At 65.2% G+C, this 19033-nt stretch carries 12 protein-coding genes; 10 read left to right on the forward strand and 2 right to left on the reverse strand.

The window, feature by feature from the left end:
* Window positions 1–52: 52 nt before the first annotated feature.
* The 6 genes from rpoB (at window position 53) to KYN89_RS07570 (ending at window position 14563) form a co-directional block, all read left to right on the forward strand.
* Complete coding sequence (rpoB, locus tag KYN89_RS07545; protein WP_222824902.1) at window positions 53–4207, forward strand: DNA-directed RNA polymerase subunit beta; 4155 nt, start codon at window positions 53–55, stop codon at window positions 4205–4207.
* A 74-nt stretch (window positions 4208–4281) separates the two neighbouring features.
* Window positions 4282–8619 (forward strand): DNA-directed RNA polymerase subunit beta', encoded by a 4338-nt coding sequence (gene rpoC / locus KYN89_RS07550; protein WP_222824502.1) that lies wholly within the window; start codon window positions 4282–4284, stop codon window positions 8617–8619.
* Between the two features lie 104 nt (window positions 8620–8723).
* Window positions 8724–9548: a hypothetical protein gene (locus KYN89_RS07555; RefSeq protein ID WP_222824503.1), complete on the forward strand. Its 825-nt coding sequence runs from the start codon at window positions 8724–8726 to the stop codon at window positions 9546–9548.
* A gap of 211 nt (window positions 9549–9759) precedes the next feature.
* Window positions 9760–12084 (forward strand): putative bifunctional diguanylate cyclase/phosphodiesterase, encoded by a 2325-nt coding sequence (locus KYN89_RS07560; protein WP_346727211.1) that lies wholly within the window; start codon window positions 9760–9762, stop codon window positions 12082–12084.
* A 56-nt stretch (window positions 12085–12140) separates the two neighbouring features.
* Window positions 12141–13514 carry a glutamate--tRNA ligase gene (gene gltX / locus KYN89_RS07565; RefSeq protein WP_222824504.1) on the forward strand — a complete coding sequence of 458 codons (1374 nt, stop codon included), beginning with the start codon at window positions 12141–12143 and terminating at the stop codon, window positions 13512–13514.
* 8 nt (window positions 13515–13522) lie between these two features.
* Entirely contained in the window at window positions 13523–14563 is a 1041-nt protein-coding gene (locus KYN89_RS07570) for a histone deacetylase family protein (protein WP_222824505.1), read from the forward strand.
* On the opposite strand, the gene KYN89_RS07575 is transcribed toward KYN89_RS07570, so the two are convergent.
* Together KYN89_RS07575 and pyk are read right to left on the reverse strand one after the other, a co-directional pair.
* Complete coding sequence (locus KYN89_RS07575) at window positions 14560–15261, reverse strand: DNA helicase (RefSeq protein ID WP_222824506.1); 702 nt, start codon at window positions 15259–15261, stop codon at window positions 14560–14562. The two genes, KYN89_RS07570 and KYN89_RS07575, sit on opposite strands and share 4 nt — an antisense overlap.
* 195 nt (window positions 15262–15456) lie before the next feature.
* Window positions 15457–16929 carry a pyruvate kinase gene (gene pyk, locus KYN89_RS07580; RefSeq protein ID WP_222824507.1) on the reverse strand — a complete coding sequence of 491 codons (1473 nt, stop codon included), beginning with the start codon at window positions 16927–16929 and terminating at the stop codon, window positions 15457–15459.
* A gap of 55 nt (window positions 16930–16984) precedes the next feature.
* Between pyk and KYN89_RS07585 the strand changes: the two genes are divergently transcribed.
* The 4 genes from KYN89_RS07585 to KYN89_RS07600 all read left to right on the forward strand — a co-directional run bounded on the left by KYN89_RS07585 (window position 16985) and on the right by KYN89_RS07600 (window position 18933).
* The gene (locus tag KYN89_RS07585; RefSeq protein ID WP_222824508.1) at window positions 16985–17296 is read left to right on the forward strand and encodes a DUF1244 domain-containing protein; all 312 of its coding nucleotides are present in this window, start codon (window positions 16985–16987) and stop codon (window positions 17294–17296) included.
* 82 nt (window positions 17297–17378) lie between these two features.
* Window positions 17379–17615 (forward strand): DUF2312 domain-containing protein, encoded by a 237-nt coding sequence (locus KYN89_RS07590; protein ID WP_010233163.1) that lies wholly within the window; start codon window positions 17379–17381, stop codon window positions 17613–17615.
* A gap of 99 nt (window positions 17616–17714) precedes the next feature.
* Entirely contained in the window at window positions 17715–18590 is an 876-nt protein-coding gene (locus tag KYN89_RS07595) for an SDR family oxidoreductase (RefSeq protein WP_222824509.1), read from the forward strand.
* Window positions 18583–18933: a heavy metal-binding domain-containing protein gene (locus KYN89_RS07600; RefSeq protein ID WP_222824510.1), complete on the forward strand. Its 351-nt coding sequence runs from the start codon at window positions 18583–18585 to the stop codon at window positions 18931–18933. The genes KYN89_RS07595 and KYN89_RS07600 overlap by 8 nt, the downstream gene beginning before the upstream one ends.
* Window positions 18934–19033: the final 100 nt, after the last annotated feature.

Consider the following 19033-nt stretch of genomic DNA (forward strand, 5'->3'; position numbering starts at 1 on the left):
GTTCTCTCGACTTATGGCGACCAAGAGCGCGAACGACGACGCCAAGCTTCCGATGAAGCGCGGCACGGCCAAGACCGGCACTGCCAAGCGCCGCATCCGCAAGATCTTCGGCGATATTCACGAAGTCGTGCAGATGCCGAACCTGATCGAGGTTCAGCGCGAAAGCTACGAGCAGTTCCTGCGCTCCGACAAGCAGATCGACTACGTCTCGGGCCTTGAGAAGACCCTGCGCAGCGTGTTCCCGATCCGCGATTTTGCGGGCACGGCCGAGCTCGACTTCGTCGATTACGAACTCGAACCGCCCAAGTACGACACCACCGAATGCCGCCAGCGCGGGATCACCTATGCCGCGCCGATGCGCGTTACCCTGCGCCTGATCGTGTTCGAAGTGGACCAGGACACCGAAGCCCGTTCCGTGCTCGATATCAAGGAGCAGGAAGTCTACATGGGCGACATGCCGCTCATGACCGAGAACGGCACCTTCATCGTCAATGGTACCGAGCGTGTGATCGTCTCGCAGATGCACCGTTCGCCGGGCGTCCTGTTCGACCATGACCGTGGCAAGACCCACAGCTCGGGCAAGCTGCTGTTCGCCGCGCGCGTCATTCCCTACCGCGGTTCGTGGCTCGATTTCGAGTTCGACGCGAAGGACATCGTCAACGTCCGGATCGACCGCAAGCGCAAGCTGCCGGTTACCTCGCTGCTCTACGGCCTCGGCCTCGACAGCGAAGAAATCCTGCACCACTTCTACGACACCGTCGTATGGCAGCGCGCCAAGGACGGCTGGACCATTCCGTTCGTTGCGGAACAATGGCGCGGCGCGAAGCCGACCTTCCCCCTGGTCGACGCCAAGACCGGCGAAGAAGTGTTCCCCGCCAACCAGAAGATCAGCCCGCGTGCCGCCAACAAGGCGGAAAAGGACGGCCTCGAAACGCTGCTGTTGCCGAGCGAGGAAATCTTCAGCCGCTACGCCGCGCGCGACATGATCGATGAATCGACTGGTCGCATCTATATCGAGGCGGGCGACGAAGTGACGCCCGAGCACCTCGAAGTGCTCGACGCCGCCGGCGTCGACCAGGTCGAACTGCTCGACATCGACGAGGTCAACACCGGCCCGTGGATCCGCAACACGCTGAAGGCCGACAAGGCCGAGAACCGCGACGAAGGCTTGGAAGCGATCTACAAGGTCATGCGTCCGGGTGAACCGCCGACCAAGGAAACTGCCGAAGCGCTGTTCGAAGGCCTGTTCTTCGATAGCGAGCGCTACGACCTGTCCGCCGTCGGCCGCGTGAAGCTGAACATGCGTCTGGAACTCGACGCCGAAGACACCGTGACCACGCTGCGCAAGGAAGACATCCTTGCCGTGGTCAAGGAACTGGTTGGCCTGAAGGACGGCAAGGGCGAAGTCGACGACATCGACAACCTCGGCAACCGCCGTGTGCGTTCGGTCGGCGAGCTGCTCGAAAACCAGTACCGCGTCGGCCTGCTGCGCATGGAACGCGCGGTGAAGGAACGCATGAGCTCGGTCGACGTGTCGACCGTGATGCCGAACGACCTGATCAACGCCAAGCCCGCCGTGGCCGCGGTGCGCGAGTTCTTCGGTTCCTCGCAGCTCTCGCAGTTCATGGACCAGACCAACCCGCTCTCGGAAGTCACCCACAAGCGCCGCGTTTCGGCGCTCGGGCCGGGTGGTCTTACCCGTGAGCGTGCGGGCTTCGAAGTCCGCGACGTTCACCCGACGCACTATGGCCGCATCTGCCCGATCGAAACGCCGGAAGGCCCGAACATCGGCCTGATCAACTCGCTCGCCTCGTTCAGCCGCGTCAACAAGTACGGCTTCATCGAGACTCCCTACCGCAAGGTTGTGGACGGCAAGGTGACCAGCGACGTCGTCTACCTGTCGGCAATGGAAGAGCAGAAGCACACCGTCGCGCAGGCTTCGGCGGAACTCGACGAGAACGGCAGCTTCGTGGAAGAGCTGGTCTCCGCCCGTCAGAGCGGCGACAACCTGATGGCTCCGCGTGAAACCATCACGCTGATGGACGTGAGCCCCAAGCAGCTCGTCTCGGTCGGTGCATCGCTCATTCCGTTCCTGGAAAACGATGACGCCAACCGCGCGCTGATGGGCGCCAACATGCAGCGCCAGGCGGTGCCGCTGGTGAAGGCCGAGGCGCCGTGGGTCGGCACGGGCATGGAAGAAACCGTGGCGCGTGACAGCGGCGCGGCGATCACCGCCCGCCGTGGCGGCATCGTCGACCAGGTGGACGCGACGCGTATCGTCATCCGTGCGATCGGCGATGTCGAACCCGGCCAGTCGGGCGTCGACATCTACACGCTGCAGAAGTTCCAGCGCTCCAACCAGGACACCTGCATCAACCAGCGCCCGCTGGTGAAGGTGGGTGAAACGGTCGAGCAGGGCGACGTCATTGCCGACGGCCCCTCGACCGATCTGGGCGAACTGGCGCTGGGCAAGAACAGCCTCGTCGCGTTCATGCCGTGGAACGGCTACAACTACGAGGATAGTATCCTCATCTCCGAACGCATCGTGAAGGACGACGTGTTCACCTCGATCCACATCGAGGAATTCGAGGTGATGGCGCGCGATACCAAGCTCGGGCCGGAAGACATCACCCGCGACATCCCCAACGTGGGCGAGGAAGCGCTGCGCAACCTCGACGAGGCGGGCATCGTCTACATCGGGGCCGAAGTGCACCCGGGCGACATCCTGTGCGGCAAGATCACGCCCAAGGGCGAGAGCCCGATGACGCCGGAGGAGAAGCTCCTGCGCGCGATCTTCGGCGAAAAGGCCAGCGACGTGCGCGACACCTCGCTCCGCCTGCCGCCGGGCGTGGCCGGCACGGTCGTGGAAGTGCGCGTCTTCAACCGCCACGGGATCGAGATCGACGACCGTACGCGGGCGATCCAGAACGAGGAAATCGAACGTCTGCGCAAGGATAGCGCCGACGAACGCGCCATCCTCAACCGGGCGACCTACAACCGTCTGAAGGACATGCTGGTCGGCCAGACCGCTTCGGCCGCGCCCAAGGGCATCAAGAAGGGCACCGAGCTGACCGACGAGGTGATCGAGAGCGTCGACCGCCACGAATGGTTCAAGTTCGCGGTGGAAGACGATGATCGCCAGGCCCAGCTCGAAGCGATCAAGGGCCAGTACGACGACGCCGTGAAGGTGATCGACGCCAAGTTCGAGGACCGTAAGGAAAAGCTCGAACGCGGCGACGAACTCGCCCCGGGCGTGCTCAAGATGGTCAAGGTCTTCGTTGCGGTTAAGCGCAAGCTGCAGCCGGGCGACAAGATGGCCGGCCGCCACGGGAACAAGGGTGTCATCAGCCGCATCCTGCCGGAAGAGGACATGCCGTTCCTCGCCGACGGGACCCCGGTCGACATCGTGCTCAACCCGCTCGGCGTGCCCTCGCGCATGAACGTCGGCCAGATCTTCGAAACGCACCTCGGCATGGCGGCCCGCAGCTTCGGGCACCAGATCAAGGATGCGCTGGAAGACTGGCGTGCCAAGAACCCCGATGCCGAGCCCGGTGAACCGCCTGCGGTGATCAAGGACAAGCTGAAGGAGATCTACGGCGAGGACTACCACGACTCGATCGACAGCCGCTCGGGCGAGGAAATCGCGGAGCTGGCGGGCAACCTGACCCGCGGCGTGCCGATGGGCACCCCGGTGTTCGACGGTGCCCGCGAAAGCGACGTGACCACCCAGCTGACCAAGTCGGGTCTGGATGCGGACGGCCAGTCGATCCTGTTCGACGGACGCACGGGCGATGCCTTCCACCGCAAGGTGACCGTGGGCATCATCTACATGCTCAAGCTGCACCACCTCGTCGACGACAAGATCCACGCCCGCTCGATCGGCCCGTACAGCCTCGTCACCCAGCAGCCGCTGGGCGGTAAGGCGCAGTTCGGCGGCCAGCGCTTCGGTGAAATGGAAGTGTGGGCGCTGCAGGCATACGGCGCAGCCTACACCCTGCAGGAAATGCTCACCGTCAAGTCGGACGACGTGGTCGGCCGCCAGAAGGTCTACGAAGCGATCGTCAAGGGCGACGACACCTTCGAAGCGGGCATTCCGGAGAGCTTCAACGTGCTCGTCAAGGAAATGCGCTCGCTGGGCCTCAACGTCGAACTCAAGTCCATCTCGGACGAGGACGACGAAGACGGCATGCAGATCGCGGCTGAATGACGGGAGGCGGGGCGGCCCTTCGCGGGTCGCCCGTCCCCTCCGCCCCCTGTTTTCCCCTCAAAGGGATGTGAGAAATGAACGAACTGACCAAATTCACCAACCAGCTCGCGAAGCCCGAAACCTTCGACGAGATCCAGATCGGCATCGCCAGCCCCGAGCGTATCCGTTCGTGGTCCTTCGGTGAGATCAAGAAGCCCGAAACGATCAACTACCGCACGTTCAAGCCCGAGCGTGACGGCCTGTTCTGCGCGCGCATCTTCGGCCCGGTGAAGGACTACGAGTGCCTGTGCGGCAAGTACAAGCGCATGAAGTACAAGGGCGTCGTCTGCGAAAAGTGCGGCGTCGAAGTGACCGTGACCAAGGTCCGTCGCGAACGGATGGGCCACATCGAACTGGCCGCGCCGGTCGCGCATATCTGGTTCCTCAAGTCGCTGCCCTCGCGCATTGGCCTGCTGCTCGACATGCAGCTCAAGGTGCTCGAGCGGGTGCTCTATTTCGAGAACTACATCGTCACCGAGCCGGGCATCACCCCGCTGGAACGCTACCAGCTGATGACCGAAGACGAGCTGCTCGAAGCGCAGGATGAATACGGCGAAGACGCCTTCACCGCCGGGATCGGCGCGGAAGCCGTCAAGCAGTTGCTGATGGACCTCGACCTCGAACAGGAAAAGGCCGATCTGCTGGAAGAGCTGGAGACCACCAAGTCCAAGCTCAAGCCCGCCAAGATCATCAAGCGCCTCAAGGTCGTCGAAAGCTTCATCGAATCGGGCAACCGCCCGGAATGGATGATCCTCGAAGTCGTCCCCGTGATCCCGCCCGAGCTGCGCCCGCTGGTGCCGCTGGATGGCGGCCGTTTCGCGACGTCTGACCTCAACGACCTCTATCGCCGCGTCATCAACCGTAACAACCGTTTGAAGCGCCTGATCGAGCTGCGCGCGCCGGACATCATCGTGCGCAACGAAAAGCGCATGCTGCAGGAATCGGTCGACGCACTGTTCGACAATGGCCGTCGCGGCCGCGTGATCACCGGCGCCAACAAGCGTCCGCTCAAGTCGCTGTCCGACATGCTCAAGGGCAAGCAGGGCCGCTTCCGCCAGAACCTTCTGGGTAAGCGCGTCGACTATTCGGGCCGTTCGGTCATCGTGACCGGGCCGGAACTGAAGCTGCACCAGTGCGGCCTGCCCAAGAAGATGGCGCTCGAACTGTTCAAGCCGTTCATCTACGCGCGTCTGGACGCCAAGGGTCTGTCGATGACGCTCAAGCAGGCCAAGAAGTGGGTCGAGCGCGAGCGCAAGGAAGTGTGGGACATCCTCGACGAGGTGATCCGCGAGCACCCGGTTCTTTTGAACCGCGCGCCGACGCTGCACCGCCTCGGCATCCAGGCGTTCGAGCCCGTGCTGATCGAAGGCAAGGCGATCCAGCTGCACCCGCTCGTCTGCTCGGCCTTCAACGCCGACTTCGACGGTGACCAGATGGCCGTCCACGTGCCGCTGTCGCTCGAAGCACAGCTTGAAGCGCGCGTGCTGATGATGTCGACCAACAACATCCTCTCGCCCGCCAACGGCAAGCCGATCATCGTGCCCTCGCAGGACATGGTTCTGGGGATCTACTACCTGTCGATGGAACGGCAGGAGAAGACGCCCGAGTTCATCGAAGAGGGCGATGAGAAGATCGAGAAGCTGCCGCGCTTCACCGACATGAGCGAAATTCACTACGCGCTCGAAACCAATGCGGTGACGCTGCACTCCAAGATCATCACCCGCGTTCCGCAGACCGACGAGAGCGGCAAGGTCGAGATGAAGCGCTTCGTCACGACCCCGGGCCGCATGCTGATCGGCGAGTGCCTGCCGAAGAACCACAAGGTACCCTACGACATCGTCAACCGCCTTCTGACCAAGAAGGACATCGGCGACGTGATCGACGAGGTGTACCGCCACACCGGCCAGAAGGACACGGTGCTGTTCGCCGACGCGATCATGACGCTCGGCTTCCGCTACGCGTTCCGTGCCGGCATCTCCTTCGGCAAGGACGACATGGAAATCCCCGAGTCGAAGGAAGGCATGGTCGAACAGACCAAGTCCCTCGTCGCGGATTACGAACAGCAGTATCAGGACGGCCTGATCACCCAGCAGGAAAAGTACAACAAGGTGATCGACGCTTGGAGCCGTTGCGGCGACCAGGTGGCCGACGCCATGATGGACAAGATCAAGTCGCGCCCGATCGACGAGAACGGCAAGGAAGCGCAGATCAACTCGATCTACATGATGAGCCACTCCGGTGCGCGTGGTTCGCCCGCGCAGATGAAGCAGCTCGCGGGTATGCGCGGCCTGATGGCCAAGCCTTCGGGCGAGATCATCGAAACGCCGATCATCTCGAACTTCAAGGAAGGCCTGACCGTCCTCGAATACTTCAACTCGACCCACGGTGCCCGTAAGGGCCTTGCGGATACCGCGTTGAAGACCGCCAACTCGGGCTACCTCACGCGTCGTCTGGTCGACGTGTCGCAGGACTGCACGATCGTGGTCGAGGATTGTAAGACCGAAAACAGCCTGGACATGCGCGCAATCGTCCAGGGCGGCAGCGTGATCGCCTCGCTCGGCGAGCGTATCCTTGGCCGGACCACCGCGGAAGACATCGTCAACGCGGCGACCGGCGAAGTCATCGTGAAGGCGGGCACCCTGCTCGACGAACCGATGGTGAAGGAAATCGAGGCCGCCGAGGTTCAGGTCGCCAAGATCCGTTCGCCGCTGGTCTGCGAAGCCGACCAGGGCGTGTGCGCCACCTGCTACGGCCGCGACCTTGCTCGCGGTACGCCGGTCAATATCGGCGAAGCGGTCGGCGTGATCGCGGCGCAGTCGATCGGTGAGCCGGGCACGCAGCTGACCATGCGTACCTTCCACATCGGCGGTGCGGCGCAGCTGAACGAAACCAGCCACCTCGACTCGGTGTCCGACGGTAAGGTCGTCTATCGCGACATGCCCACGATCACCGACAAGAAGGGCCGTATCCTGTCGCTCGCCCGCAATGGCGAACTGGCGGTGATCGACAAGGAAGGCCGCGAGCGCGAGATCCACAAGGTGCCTTACGGTACCGTGCTGATGCACAAGGATGGCGAGAAGGTCTCCGAAGGCGATCGTCTGGCCGAGTGGGATCCGTTCTCGCTGCCGATCATCACCGAACAGTCGGGCGTGGTGAAGTTCCAGGATCTGGTCGAAGGCTCGACCCTGGAAGAACGCGTCGACGATGCGACGGGTATCGCCCAGCGCGTCGTGACCGAAAACCGCGCCACCGGCCGCAAGAAGAAGGAAGAGCTGCGTCCGCGCCTCACCCTTCTCAACGATGCCGGGGACGAGACCGAGGCCGCGCGCTACATGCTGGCCCCGGGCACCACGCTTTCGGTCGAGGACGGCCAGACGGTCGAGGCGGGCGACATCCTTGCCCGTGCCAGCCGCGAAGCCGCCAAGACGCGCGACATCACCGGCGGTCTGCCGCGTGTTGCCGAACTGTTCGAAGCGCGTATTCCGAAGGACAACGCGATCATCGCCAAGATTTCGGGACGGATCGAATTCGTCCGCGAATACAAGGCGAAGCGCAAGATCGCGATCGTTCCCGAGGAGGGTGAAGCCGTCGAGTACCTGGTCCCCAAGACCAAGGTGATCGACGTTCAGGAAGGCGACTTCGTGAAGAAGGGCGACACCCTGATCTCGGGCTCGCCCAACCCGCACGACATCCTCGACGTGCTGGGCGTGGAAGCGCTGGCCGAGTATCTCGTGAACGAAATCCAGGAAGTCTATCGACTGCAGGGCGTGAAGATCAACGACAAGCACATCGAGACGATCGTTCGTCAGATGCTGCAGAAGGTCGAGATCACCGATGGCGGCGACACCGTGCTGCTGCCGGGCGAACAGGTCGATCTGGAAGAAATGAACGCGGTCAACGCGAAGCTCGGCCGGAACAAGCAGCCTGCGCAGGGCAAGCCGGTTCTGCTGGGCATCACCAAGGCCTCGCTCCAGACGCGTTCGTTCATCTCGGCCGCGTCGTTCCAGGAAACGACCCGCGTGCTCACCCAGGCGTCTGTCGAGGGCAAGCGCGACTCTCTGATCGGGCTCAAGGAAAACGTCATCGTGGGCCGCCTCATCCCGGCGGGCACGGGCGCGACCATGAACCGCATGCGGGTCACCGCGTCGAGCCGGGACGCCGCGCTCAAGGCTTCGTGGAAGAAGGCTCAGGAAGCGATCCTCGCCGCCGAAACCGCGGAAGAAGAGCGCAAGGCCGAACTGGCGCAGGGTCCGGAAGCGGCGACCGGAGACGATCCGCTCGCCAAGATGGAAGGCGCTACCCACGGCACCGACGCGGATGCGGGCGAATACCTGCAGACCGGCGAAGATGAAGCGGGCGCTGCCGAAGAGTAAGCGCAGGTTCACGCCACGGCGAAGAGAAAGGGGCCCCGGAAGAGCGATCTTCCGGGGCCTTTTTCACGCCGGAATGCGTTCCCCCGGCACACGGGATACAGACCATGCACACCAGATCCGTCCGCCTTGCCGGTTCGTCCGCCCTTCTTGCCGCAATGCTGGTGGCCACCGCCTGCGTCGGCCCCGCCGGACAGTCCGGAGAGGGCGGAGCGCGCGCTGCGGCGGCGGCGAATGGCGCGCCGGACGCCGCATCCTTGCCCGACCTTTCCGGCAAGTGGGTGATTGCAAGCATCGATGGCCGGACCTTGCCCCATCCGATCGCGCTGACCGGCCGGGGCGATTCGCTGGTCTGGGAACCGGACTGCGCGGGCCAGTCGATCTCCTACCGCGCAGCGGGCAGCGGGATCGAATTCTCCCGGCCCGAGCGAGATCGCGAGCAGGTCGTCTGCGAGATCGGTTACCCGCAGGATCTGCCGCGCGTGCTCGATGCGCTCCAAGGCCGGTGGAGCGTGGCACAAGCTGCAGACGGTTCGGTAATGCTGTCACGGGCGGGGGCGAGCATCGCGCTCCACCCCGCAATCCCTGCCGCGCCAAAGACGCTCGCAGGGGAGTGGCGGGTGGCCGGGATCGATGGCGAGGACTTCGATGAACCCTACGGCATCGCGCTGAGCGCCGACGAGCATGAAATCTGGTGGAGCCCGCGCTGCGCCGGGGCGCATGTGACCTACCGCATCTCTGGCGCGCGCTTCGAAGTGATCGCGAGCGACACCCGCTCCGACCCGGCAGCGCTTGTCTGCAAGATTGCGCCTCCGCCGCGTCTCACCGAGGTGATGGACGCGATCCGCGCCGCCGACCGGATCGAGCGAACGCAGCACAACGGCGTGCGCCTGTCCGGCCATGGGCGCAGCCTGACGCTGTTCGGTCAGTAGAGGTTCGGCGATGGCGAGCGGGCTGACGCTCGCGGGAAGAGGCGCGCCCGCCCGATTCGCGCTGCGCCCGTGCGCGGACATTCCACACACGGCCCAATTCACAGCAGAAAAAGTGTCGCCAACAAGCACTTTTGTTTCAAAAACAGGACAGTGTGTTTGATGGTCCTTTAAGACTTGCTGGCTAGTCGGTTCCCTCGAGGAGGGACGCTGTGTGATCGATAAACAGATGGCGATTCTGGGTGAGCGTAATCTTCTGCTCGCCTGGCGCCTGCGTGAACTGACGTCCCATCTGCCATCGCTGTGCGCGCTCCATTCTTTCGCGGCGGTAGCCTGCGTGGTCGCGCTGTGGGGCCACCCCGCCGCAACCTACGGCCTTCCGTGGGCGGCAATGATCGCCTTGTGCAACTTCCGCCAGTGGCGGCTTTCGCTGGATTTCTATCCCGACACGATCGACGTCACGCACCTGCACAAGTTCCATCGCGAACTGCAGATCGCGGCGAACACCGAAACCGCGTTCTGGGTGCTGGGCGCTGTGGTGTTCTTTCCCACCCTGTTCCACGCGCATCCGGTGTTCTTCGCGGTGCTGACCGCGGGGCTGCTGGCATCCTCGGTCATCGCCTACCGCTCAATGCCCGCGCCGCTGACCAGCTATCTGGGCGGGGCGATGCTGGCGGCGGCAGTGCTCTCCTTCACGATGAGAGACGAATTCTCGTGGCCCTCGCTCGTGCTTGCGCTCGTCTTTGGCTACGCGCTCATCCGCTCGACCCGGCGGCAGGGGCGCCAGTTCGAACAGTCCTGCCGCGAACAGTTCGACCAGCAGCGCACCGCCGAAACGGTCAAGCTGCTGCTGCATGAATACGAGGCGTCCTCCTCCGACTGGCTGTGGGAGGTCGACGAGGGCAATTGCCTGATGAACGTGTGCGAACGCTTCGGCCATGCGGCCGGGGTCGACCGCGACTTCCTCGAAGGGCGCGAGCTGGTCGGCCTGTTCGATGCCGGCCCCGCGCGCGAGAGGCTGGCGACGCTGCTGCTCGACCGGGTGCCGTTCCGCGATCTTGCGCTGGAAATCACCGCGGGCGGAGAAAAGCGTTGGTGGACCATCTCCGGCAATCCGACCAGCGACGGCTCCGTGCGCGGTGTGCTGCGCGATGTGACCGAGAGCCGCCAGACCGAACAGCGGGTCGCGCGGATGGCCCGTTACGACCAGCTGACCGAGCTCGCCAACCGGCATCTGTTCAACGAAAGCCTGACCGAACTGCTCGCCGGGAACGGCAGGCGGCGGCGGATCGCGCTGCTCTATATCGATCTCGACCACTTCAAGTCGGTCAACGACACGCTCGGCCATCATGTCGGCGACGGGCTGGTCCGGGCGGCGGCGCGCCGGATCCTCGGCGTGGTCCGCGAACACGATCTCGCCGCGCGGCTGGGGGGCGACGAATTCGCTGTGCTGCTGACCCGGGTGAGCAATCTCGAAACGGTTCACCAGTGTGCGGAGCGGATCGTCGACGCGATGGCACAGCCGTTCAATATCGACGGGCAGACCGTGCGCGTGTCCGCCTCGGTCGGGGTCGGCTACAGTCCCGATGAGGGCGTCGATGGCGAGGAACTGATGCGCCGGGCCGACCTTGCACTCTATGCCGCCAAGCGCGCCGGGCGATCGACCTTCGCCGACTACGACCCCTCGCTCAATCACAACGAACATGCCCGCCGCAATCTGGAGCTGGACCTGCGCACGGCGATTGCCGAAGGGCAGTTCACGCTGGTCTACCAGCCGCAGGTGTGCCTCAAGACTGGCGAGTGGACCGGCAAGGAAACGCTGGTCAGGTGGGAACATCCCGTGCGCGGGCGCATCCTGCCGGGCGAGTTCATCGATATCGCGGAGGACACCGGGCTGATCATCCCGCTGGGCGAATGGATCATCCGCCAGGCGATCGAGGAAGCCGCCAGCTGGGACGAGCCGCATCGCATCGCGATCAACCTCTCGCCCGTGCAGATGTGCAATCCGAACCTCGTCACCGTGCTGACCAATGCCATCGCCGAGGCGCAGATCGACCCGCAGAGGGTCGAGATCGAGATCACCGAGAGCGCGCTGATGCACGACAGCGAGACCAATGTGGAGCTGCTCCACCGCCTGCGCGATCTGGGCGTGCGCATCGCGCTCGACGATTTCGGGACGGGCTATTCCTCGCTCAACTATCTGCGCGCCTTTCCCTTCGACAAGATCAAGATCGACCGCTGCTTCGTCTCCGAAATGCTGGAGCGCGCCGATTGTCGCGCGATCGTGCGCAACGTCATCATGCTCGCCCGAGCGCTGGGCATGGAAACCACTGCCGAAGGGGTCGAGACGAAGGAGCAGTACGACTGGCTCAGGCGGCACGGCTGCCTGGAGGCGCAGGGCTATTACATCTCGCGCCCGCTCGAGAGCGAGATGGCGGCGCGTCCCGCTGCATCGCGGGAAGAGTCCGGGCCCGACCAGCTGCCCGCGCCGGAGCAAATCGCCTCCAACGTCCACCCGATCCGCTGCCAGCTGGCCTAGCCCCCTGCGCGACATACGCTTGAAGGCACGCGAGCGCGCGAGTAGCGCTGCTTGCCATGATCGTCACCCGCTTCGCGCCTTCACCCACGGGCCGCCTCCACGTCGGCAACCTGCGCACCGCGCTTCACAACTGGCTGCTTGCCCGCAAGGGCGATGACGAGGGACAGGGCAAGTTCCTGCTGCGGATCGACGACACTGATGCAGAGCGCAGCCGCGAGGAATATGTCACCGCGATCCGCGAAGACCTCGCCTGGCTGGGGCTGTCCCCCGATGCCGAGTTTCGCCAGTCGCAGCGGCTCGACCTGTACGAGAATGCCTTTGCCAAGCTGAAGGACGCGGGCCGGGTCTATCCCGCCTACGAGACTGTGCAAGAGCTGGAGCTGAAGCGCAAGATCGCGCTGGGCCGCGGCCTGCCGCCGATCTACGACCGCGGGGCACTCTCGATGAGCGAGGAAGAGCGCGCGGCCAAGGAAGCCGAAGGGATCGCCCCGCACTGGCGCTTCAAGCTCGACCATGACGAGCTGATTGCATGGGAAGACGGCGTGCGCGGGCCGCAGAAATTCGATCCTGCGCAGCTTTCCGATCCCGTCATCCGCCGCGCCGACGGCAGCTGGCTCTACATGCTGCCCAGCGTGATCGACGACATGGACATGCGCGTAACCGACGTGCTGCGCGGCGAAGACCATGTGTCCAACACCGCCGTTCAGGTGCAGATGTTCACCGCGCTGCATGCCGCCGGGGTCGGGCCGGATCACTGCGCCGTGATCGACAGCTTCCCGCGCTTCGGCCACACCGCGCTGCTGGTGGGCAAGGAAGGCAAGCTGTCCAAGCGCCTCGGCTCGCTGTCGTGCGAGGCGCTGCGCGAGCAGGGGATCGAGCCGGAGGCGATCCTCTCGCTGCTGGCGCGTCTGGGCACCAGCCAGCCGGTCGAGCCCATCGCCGATCGCGCGGCGCTGATCGAAGGCTTCGATCTGGAGAGCTTCGGCCGTGCCCCCGCCAAGTTCGACGAGGCGGAGCTCGAGCGGCTCAACGCGGCGATCGTCCACCAGATGGATTATGCGCAGGTGCGCGATCGCCTGCCCGAGGGGATCGACGAGGCCGGCTGGCACGCGATCCGGCCCAACCTGTCGCATGTCGGCGAGGCCGCCGAGCTGTGGCGGCTGGTTACCGGGCCGATCGAGCAGCCTGCCTTTTCGGACGAAGACCGTGCGTTTCTGGCCGAGGCGGCGCAGGTGCTGACATGGGGCGACAACCCGTGGGGCGCGCTGACCTCCACGCTGAAAGAGCGCACCGGGCGCAAGGGCAAGCCGCTGTTCCTGCCGCTGCGGCAGGCGCTGACCGGCATGGACCACGGCCCCGACATGGGCGAGTTGCTGCCGCTGATCGGCGAAGACGAAGCCCGCGCCCGGCTGGAGCGGGCGGCTCGCTAGGCTTCCCAATGCGGCACTTCTCCGACCCCGCGCAGGCCCACCACGCGCCCATCCGCGAACTGCACAATGGCGGGTGGATGGACTTTGCCGAAAGCCCCGCGCGCTTCGCCGCGCTGCTCGACGCGCTCGGCCCCGGCGAACCCGCGCGCGACTTCGGGATCGAGCCGATCCTCGCGGTTCACGACCCCGCCTATGTGACCTTCCTGCGCGAGGCGCACGACCTGTGGCGTGCTGCGGGGCGGGAAGGCGATGCGATGGGCTACGTCTTCCCGGTCGTCGCACGCCGCGCGCTCGCGCTAGACCGGATCGACGCGAAGATCGGGGCCTTCTCGATGGACGCCTCGACGCCGATCGCCGCCGGAACGTGGGCAGCCGCCTATGGCGGAGCGCAAAGCGCGCTGACCGCGCTCGACGCCGTGCTGACAGGCGACGCAGCCTCCCTCGCGCTGTGCCGCCCGCCCGGGCACCATTGCGGGGCGGATTACATGGGTGGCTATTGCTACCTCAACAATGCCGCCATCGCCGCCCGCGCCGCGCAGGCGCGCGGAGTGCGCCGGATCGCGATCCTCGATGTCGACTACCACCACGGCAATGGCACGCAGGACATCTTCTACGATGATGGCGAAGTGCTGTTCGCTTCGATCCACGCCGACCCGAAGACCGATTTTCCCTTCTATTGGGGCCATGCGGACGAGCGCGGGAGCGGGCAGGGCGAGGGCGCGACGCTCAACCTGCCATTGCCGCAGGGCACCGACTGGGCGGGCTACGCGCCCGCGCTCGATACGGCGCTGGACGCGGTGCGCGCGCATGGGCCGGACCTGCTGATCGTCTCCTACGGAGCGGACACCTTCGCCGAAGACCCGATCTCGCATTTCAGGCTGGTGCGCGAAGATTATACCGCGATGGGCGGGACGATCGCCACGCTCGACCTGCCGACGCTGGTGGTGATGGAAGGCGGCTACGCGGTCGACGCGCTGGGGGGTAACCTCGCCGCGTTTCTACGAGGGATGGACGGGGGACGCACTGAACCGCCCCCCGCACATATCTAGCAGATCGCCTGCACCTGCGTTTCGCCTGCGTGGGCAAAGCAGGCCTTGGCGAAGAATTCGAGCGGCACAGGATTGGGCAACCGCAGGTTGGCGAGGCAGGGAAGTTGCGCGACCGACGGTTCGAAGGCGCGGTCGACTTGCGAGATGAATGCCAGGATCGCGCCGCTCGTCTGTGCGAAGTCGCGCAGTGCGGCGACCTGATCGGCAAGCACGGGCGTCTCGCGTCGCTGGTCGAGCAATTGCAGATAGTCGATCACCGCGACGCTGCCGGGGGCAGCTCCGGCGAGGTGTTCGCCGATGCTTGCCGCGTCGATATCGTCGGTTGCGACGATCTCCGGAAGGTCGTCGCCCGCGCCCATCTCCGCCAGCAGGGCGAGTGTCTGTGCCTCGGTGAATTCCAGCGTGAAGAATACCGCACGTCTGCTCGCGCGTACGGCATCGACCAGCAGTCGCAGCCCGATCCGCGTCTTGCCCTGACGTGGGCGGGCGGCGAGCAGCACCAGATCGCCGTTCGCAAGGCCGGGCAGGATTGGAGCAGCGCGGCTTGGCTCGGCGTGCTTTCCCGAAAGCAGGCTCCACGTGTGGTAGCCTTCGCCCCGTGCGATACGGTCCTGCGCTGCATGGAGTGGTATTCCGGCCTCGCGCGCGAGCAGCTTCGCACGGCGTTTCAACTTATAGATCGGTTGGGAGAGTGGCATGTCGGTTCCTCCTGCCCGGGCGAATGCGCGCAACCCCTCCTTATGCATGTGCCCGAACTAAGCGGTTCGACAGATGGTAAAGCGCCCTGCATTGAAGATGCTGCCCCGACGGGAGGGAGGAGGCGCGGGCCGCGCCTTGCCCTGACAGTAGCGTCATCCCTGTGATGGGCAACCCGCTTGGCTCGGCTGATCCCCCTACCGCCCCTTCAGCTCGTCCCCGCTGAGCGAGACGACATGCAGCAGGTTGGTGCTGCCCGGGGTGCCGAAGGGCACGCCCGCCAGCACGATCAGCTTGTTGCCCGCCTTGCCGAACCCGTGGCGCAGCGCCATCCGCTTGCCCTTGCCGATCATCTCTTCGAAGCTGAGGATGTCGCGCGTCACCACCGCGTGCGCGCCCCACAGCAGCGCGACCCGCCGGGCGACCCGTTTCTGCGGGGTCAGCACCAGCATCGGCACCGATGGCCGCTCGCGCGCGACGCGCCGCGCGGTCGAGCCGGAGAAGGTGAACACCGTGATCGCCGCCACGCTGACCGTCTCGGCGATGGTCGAGCATGCATGGCTGAGCGCGTCGGCGGTGGTCGGATCGGCCTTCGTCTCGAGGAACTTCATCCGCGCGCGATAGCCCTCGTCCTGCTCCACCTTGGTCACGATCCGGTCCATGATCGCGACGGTTTCCTCGGGCCATTCGCCCGCCGCCGTCTCGGCGCTGAGCATCACCGCATCCGCGCCGTCGTACACTGCATTGGCGACGTCGGAGACTTCGGCGCGCGTCGGCGCAGGGCTCTCGATCATCGATTCGAGCATCTGCGTGGCGACGATCACCGGCTTGCCCGCCTGCCGCGTCATGTCGACGATCCGTTTCTGCAGCGGGGGCACGTCTTCGGGGTCCAGCTCCACGCCCAGATCCCCGCGCGCAACCATGATCCCGTCTGAAAGGTCGACGATTTCGGACAGGCGGCGCACTGCGCTGGGCTTTTCGATCTTGGCGCACAGCGCGGGCATCATCCCGTCGGTCGCGGTCATCAGCTTGCGCGCTTCGGCCACGTCTTCGGGCCGCTGCACGAAGGAGAGCGCGATCCAGTCCGCGCCCTGCTGGCAGGCGAAGGCCAGATCCTTGCGGTCCTTGTCGGTCAGCGCGGGGATCGGCACCTCGGCGTCGGGCACGTTGACGCCCTTGCGGTCGGAAATGACCCCGCCGACTTCGGCCGAGCACAGGATCGCGTCCTCGTCCGCCCGGATCACCTTGAGGCGGATCTTGCCATCGTTGATCAGCAGCCGCTGGCCTTTTTCGAGAATGCCGAACAGCTCGGGGTGGGGCAGGTGCACGCGGGTTTCGTCGCCCGGCGTCGGATCGCGATCGAGCGTGAAATGCCCCGAATGGCGAATCACCGCCTTGCCGTCCTTGAAGGTGCCGACGCGCAGTTTGGGGCCCTGTAGGTCGGCGAGGATCGCGATCGGGCGGTCGAATTCCTTCTCCAGCGCGCGGATCGCGGCGATGGTCTCGGCGTGAGTCGCCTGCTCGCCATGGCTCATGTTGACGCGGAACGCATCGACGCCGGCCCGGAACAGGCGGCGCAGCATCTCCGGATCGCTGCTGGCGGGGCCGATAGTGGCGAGGATTTTTACCTTGCGGCTTCTGGGGCTGAGCTGGGGATCGGGCTTGGGCATGGCCCACGGCTATGGCAGGGGAATGTTGCAAGACAAGAGCCAAAGGAGCCCAGCCATGGCGCAATCACCCGATCCCCTCGACCAGCTGGACGATGCGGTCGCCGCCGCCGCGTTCCGCCGGCTGGTGCGCCACCTGCGCCATCGCCACGATGCGCAGAACATCGATCTGATGGGCCTGTCCGGCTTCTGCCGCAATTGCCTGGCCGACTGGATTCGCGATGCGGGCTATGACGGCGACAAGGCCGAGGCCCGCGAGCTGATCCACGGGATGCCTCAGGACGAGTGGAAGGCGACCCGCCAGACCCCCGCCACGCAGGAGCAGCTCGACCGGATGGAGGAAAGCCTCAAGAAGAATCGCGTGGATTAGGCACGCGCCGGGTTCACGATCCGGCGCCTGCTGGCTACCCAGCGGCCAACCGATTCTACCCCTTACCGGAGATTACCCCCAAATGGCCGAGACCACTGACGACCGCCTGCGCCTGCTGATCGAGCGCATCGAACGCCTCGAAGAAGAGAAGAAGGGCATCGCCGACGATATCCGCGACGTCTATGCCGAGGCAAAGGCGGTCGGTTACGATCCCAAGATCATGCGCCAGATCGTGCGCCTGCGGAAGATGAAGCCCGACGACCGCAGCGAGCAGGAAATGATCCTCGACACCTACAAGGCCGCGCTCGGCATGGGCTGAGCCGGCGGCTGCCGCTTAACATAAGCGGGTGCCGGAACCCATCGGGCCGGGGCCATTTGAAAAGGAGAATTCCCCTCTTTTTCAAGGACACATCTCGCCATGCCCGACCCGACCGAAACCGACACCGCCTTCGTCCCCGAGACATCCGAAGAACCGCGGATGCCGGGGCACGAGACCGACCTCGACGACAAGCCGCAGTGGCAGCCGCGCTATCCCGGATCGGGGCGGCTCAAGGGCAAGACCGCGCTGGTCACGGGTGCCGACAGCGGCATCGGCCGCGCGGTCGCGGTGCTGTTCGCGCGCGAGGGCGCCAATGTCGCGATCGCCTATCTCGAAGAGCATGACGATGCGAACATCACCCGCGAAGCGTGCGAGGCCGAGGGGGCCGAGGTCATGCTTTCCGCCGGAGACCTCGGCGATCCGGATCATTGCCAGGGGCTCATCGATGCGGTGATCGACCGCTTTGGCGGGCTGGATGTGCTGGTCAATAATGCGGGCGAGCAGCATCCCGACAAGGAGGTGACCGACATCACCGCGCAGCAGCTGCAGCGCACCTTCCAGACCAACATCTTCAGCCAGTTCTACCTGGTGCAGGCCGCGCGCCCGCATCTGAAGAAAGGCGCGGCGATCGTGAACTGCACCAGCGTGACGATGTACAAGGGTGCGCCGATCCTGCTCGATTACAGCGCGACCAAGGGCGCGATCACCGCCTTCACTCGCTCGCTGTCGGAAAACCTTGTCGGCGACGGCATTCGCGTGAACGCGGTCGCGCCCGGCCCGATCTGGACCCCGCTCAACCCGATGGGCGGTCAGCCGCCCGAGAACATGGACGATTTCGGCGAGCATACGCCGATGGGCCGCCCCGGCCAGCCCAACGAGGTCGCGCCCGCGTTCCTGTTCCTTGCGTGCGAGGATTCGTCCTATATGTCGGGCCAGGTACTGCACCCCAACGGAGGAATCATCGTCAATGGCTAGCCCGTGGAGAACCGCCGAGAGCGGCATCATCGTCACCACCACACCCACGGTGGAGGAGCGCCCGGTGCAGGATTACCTCGGCATTGTGACCGGAGAGGCGATCATCGGGGCGAACATGTTCCGCGACCTGTTCGCGGGGATCCGCGACATCGTGGGCGGGCGCGCAGGCTCCTATGAAAAGGTGCTGAAGGAAGCGCGCCACGACGCGATTCAGGAAATGCAGGCCGAGGCGCAGAAGCTGGGCGCCAACGCGGTGGTCGGGGTCGATCTTGACTACGAGGTGATCGGCGACACCGGCTCGATGCTGATGGTTTCGGCGAGCGGCACGGCGGTGCGGATCTAGTCCTCGAGTCCAGTCGACACGTGAAAGCGACACGGCGTTGTCCCGCGCGCCGACCTTCGCTAGTGCCGTCTGTCTGATGGGGCCCCACTCCGGGGTCCCC

The organism is Alteriqipengyuania abyssalis (genome assembly GCF_019857185.1).
In the GTDB taxonomy this organism is placed as follows: domain Bacteria; phylum Pseudomonadota; class Alphaproteobacteria; order Sphingomonadales; family Sphingomonadaceae; genus Alteriqipengyuania; species Alteriqipengyuania abyssalis.

Bases quoted from the DNA above. Each gene is read 5' to 3' on its own strand.
- rpoB (WP_222824902.1), top strand. From the start codon at position 53: ATGAAGCGCGGCACGGCCAAGACCGGCACTGCCAAGCGCCGCATCCGC.
- rpoC (WP_222824502.1), top strand. From the start codon at position 4,282: ATGAACGAACTGACCAAATTCACCAACCAGCTCGCGAAGCCCGAAACC.
- KYN89_RS07555 (WP_222824503.1), top strand. From the start codon at position 8,724: ATGCACACCAGATCCGTCCGCCTTGCCGGTTCGTCCGCCCTTCTTGCC.
- gltX (WP_222824504.1), top strand. From the start codon at position 12,141: ATGATCGTCACCCGCTTCGCGCCTTCACCCACGGGCCGCCTCCACGTC.
- KYN89_RS07570 (WP_222824505.1), top strand. From the start codon at position 13,523: ATGCGGCACTTCTCCGACCCCGCGCAGGCCCACCACGCGCCCATCCGC.
- KYN89_RS07575 (WP_222824506.1), bottom strand. From the start codon at position 15,261: ATGCCACTCTCCCAACCGATCTATAAGTTGAAACGCCGTGCGAAGCTG.
- pyk (WP_222824507.1), bottom strand. From the start codon at position 16,929: ATGCCCAAGCCCGATCCCCAGCTCAGCCCCAGAAGCCGCAAGGTAAAA.
- KYN89_RS07585 (WP_222824508.1), top strand. From the start codon at position 16,985: ATGGCGCAATCACCCGATCCCCTCGACCAGCTGGACGATGCGGTCGCC.
- KYN89_RS07590 (WP_010233163.1), top strand. From the start codon at position 17,379: ATGGCCGAGACCACTGACGACCGCCTGCGCCTGCTGATCGAGCGCATC.
- KYN89_RS07595 (WP_222824509.1), top strand. From the start codon at position 17,715: ATGCCCGACCCGACCGAAACCGACACCGCCTTCGTCCCCGAGACATCC.
- KYN89_RS07600 (WP_222824510.1), top strand. From the start codon at position 18,583: ATGGCTAGCCCGTGGAGAACCGCCGAGAGCGGCATCATCGTCACCACC.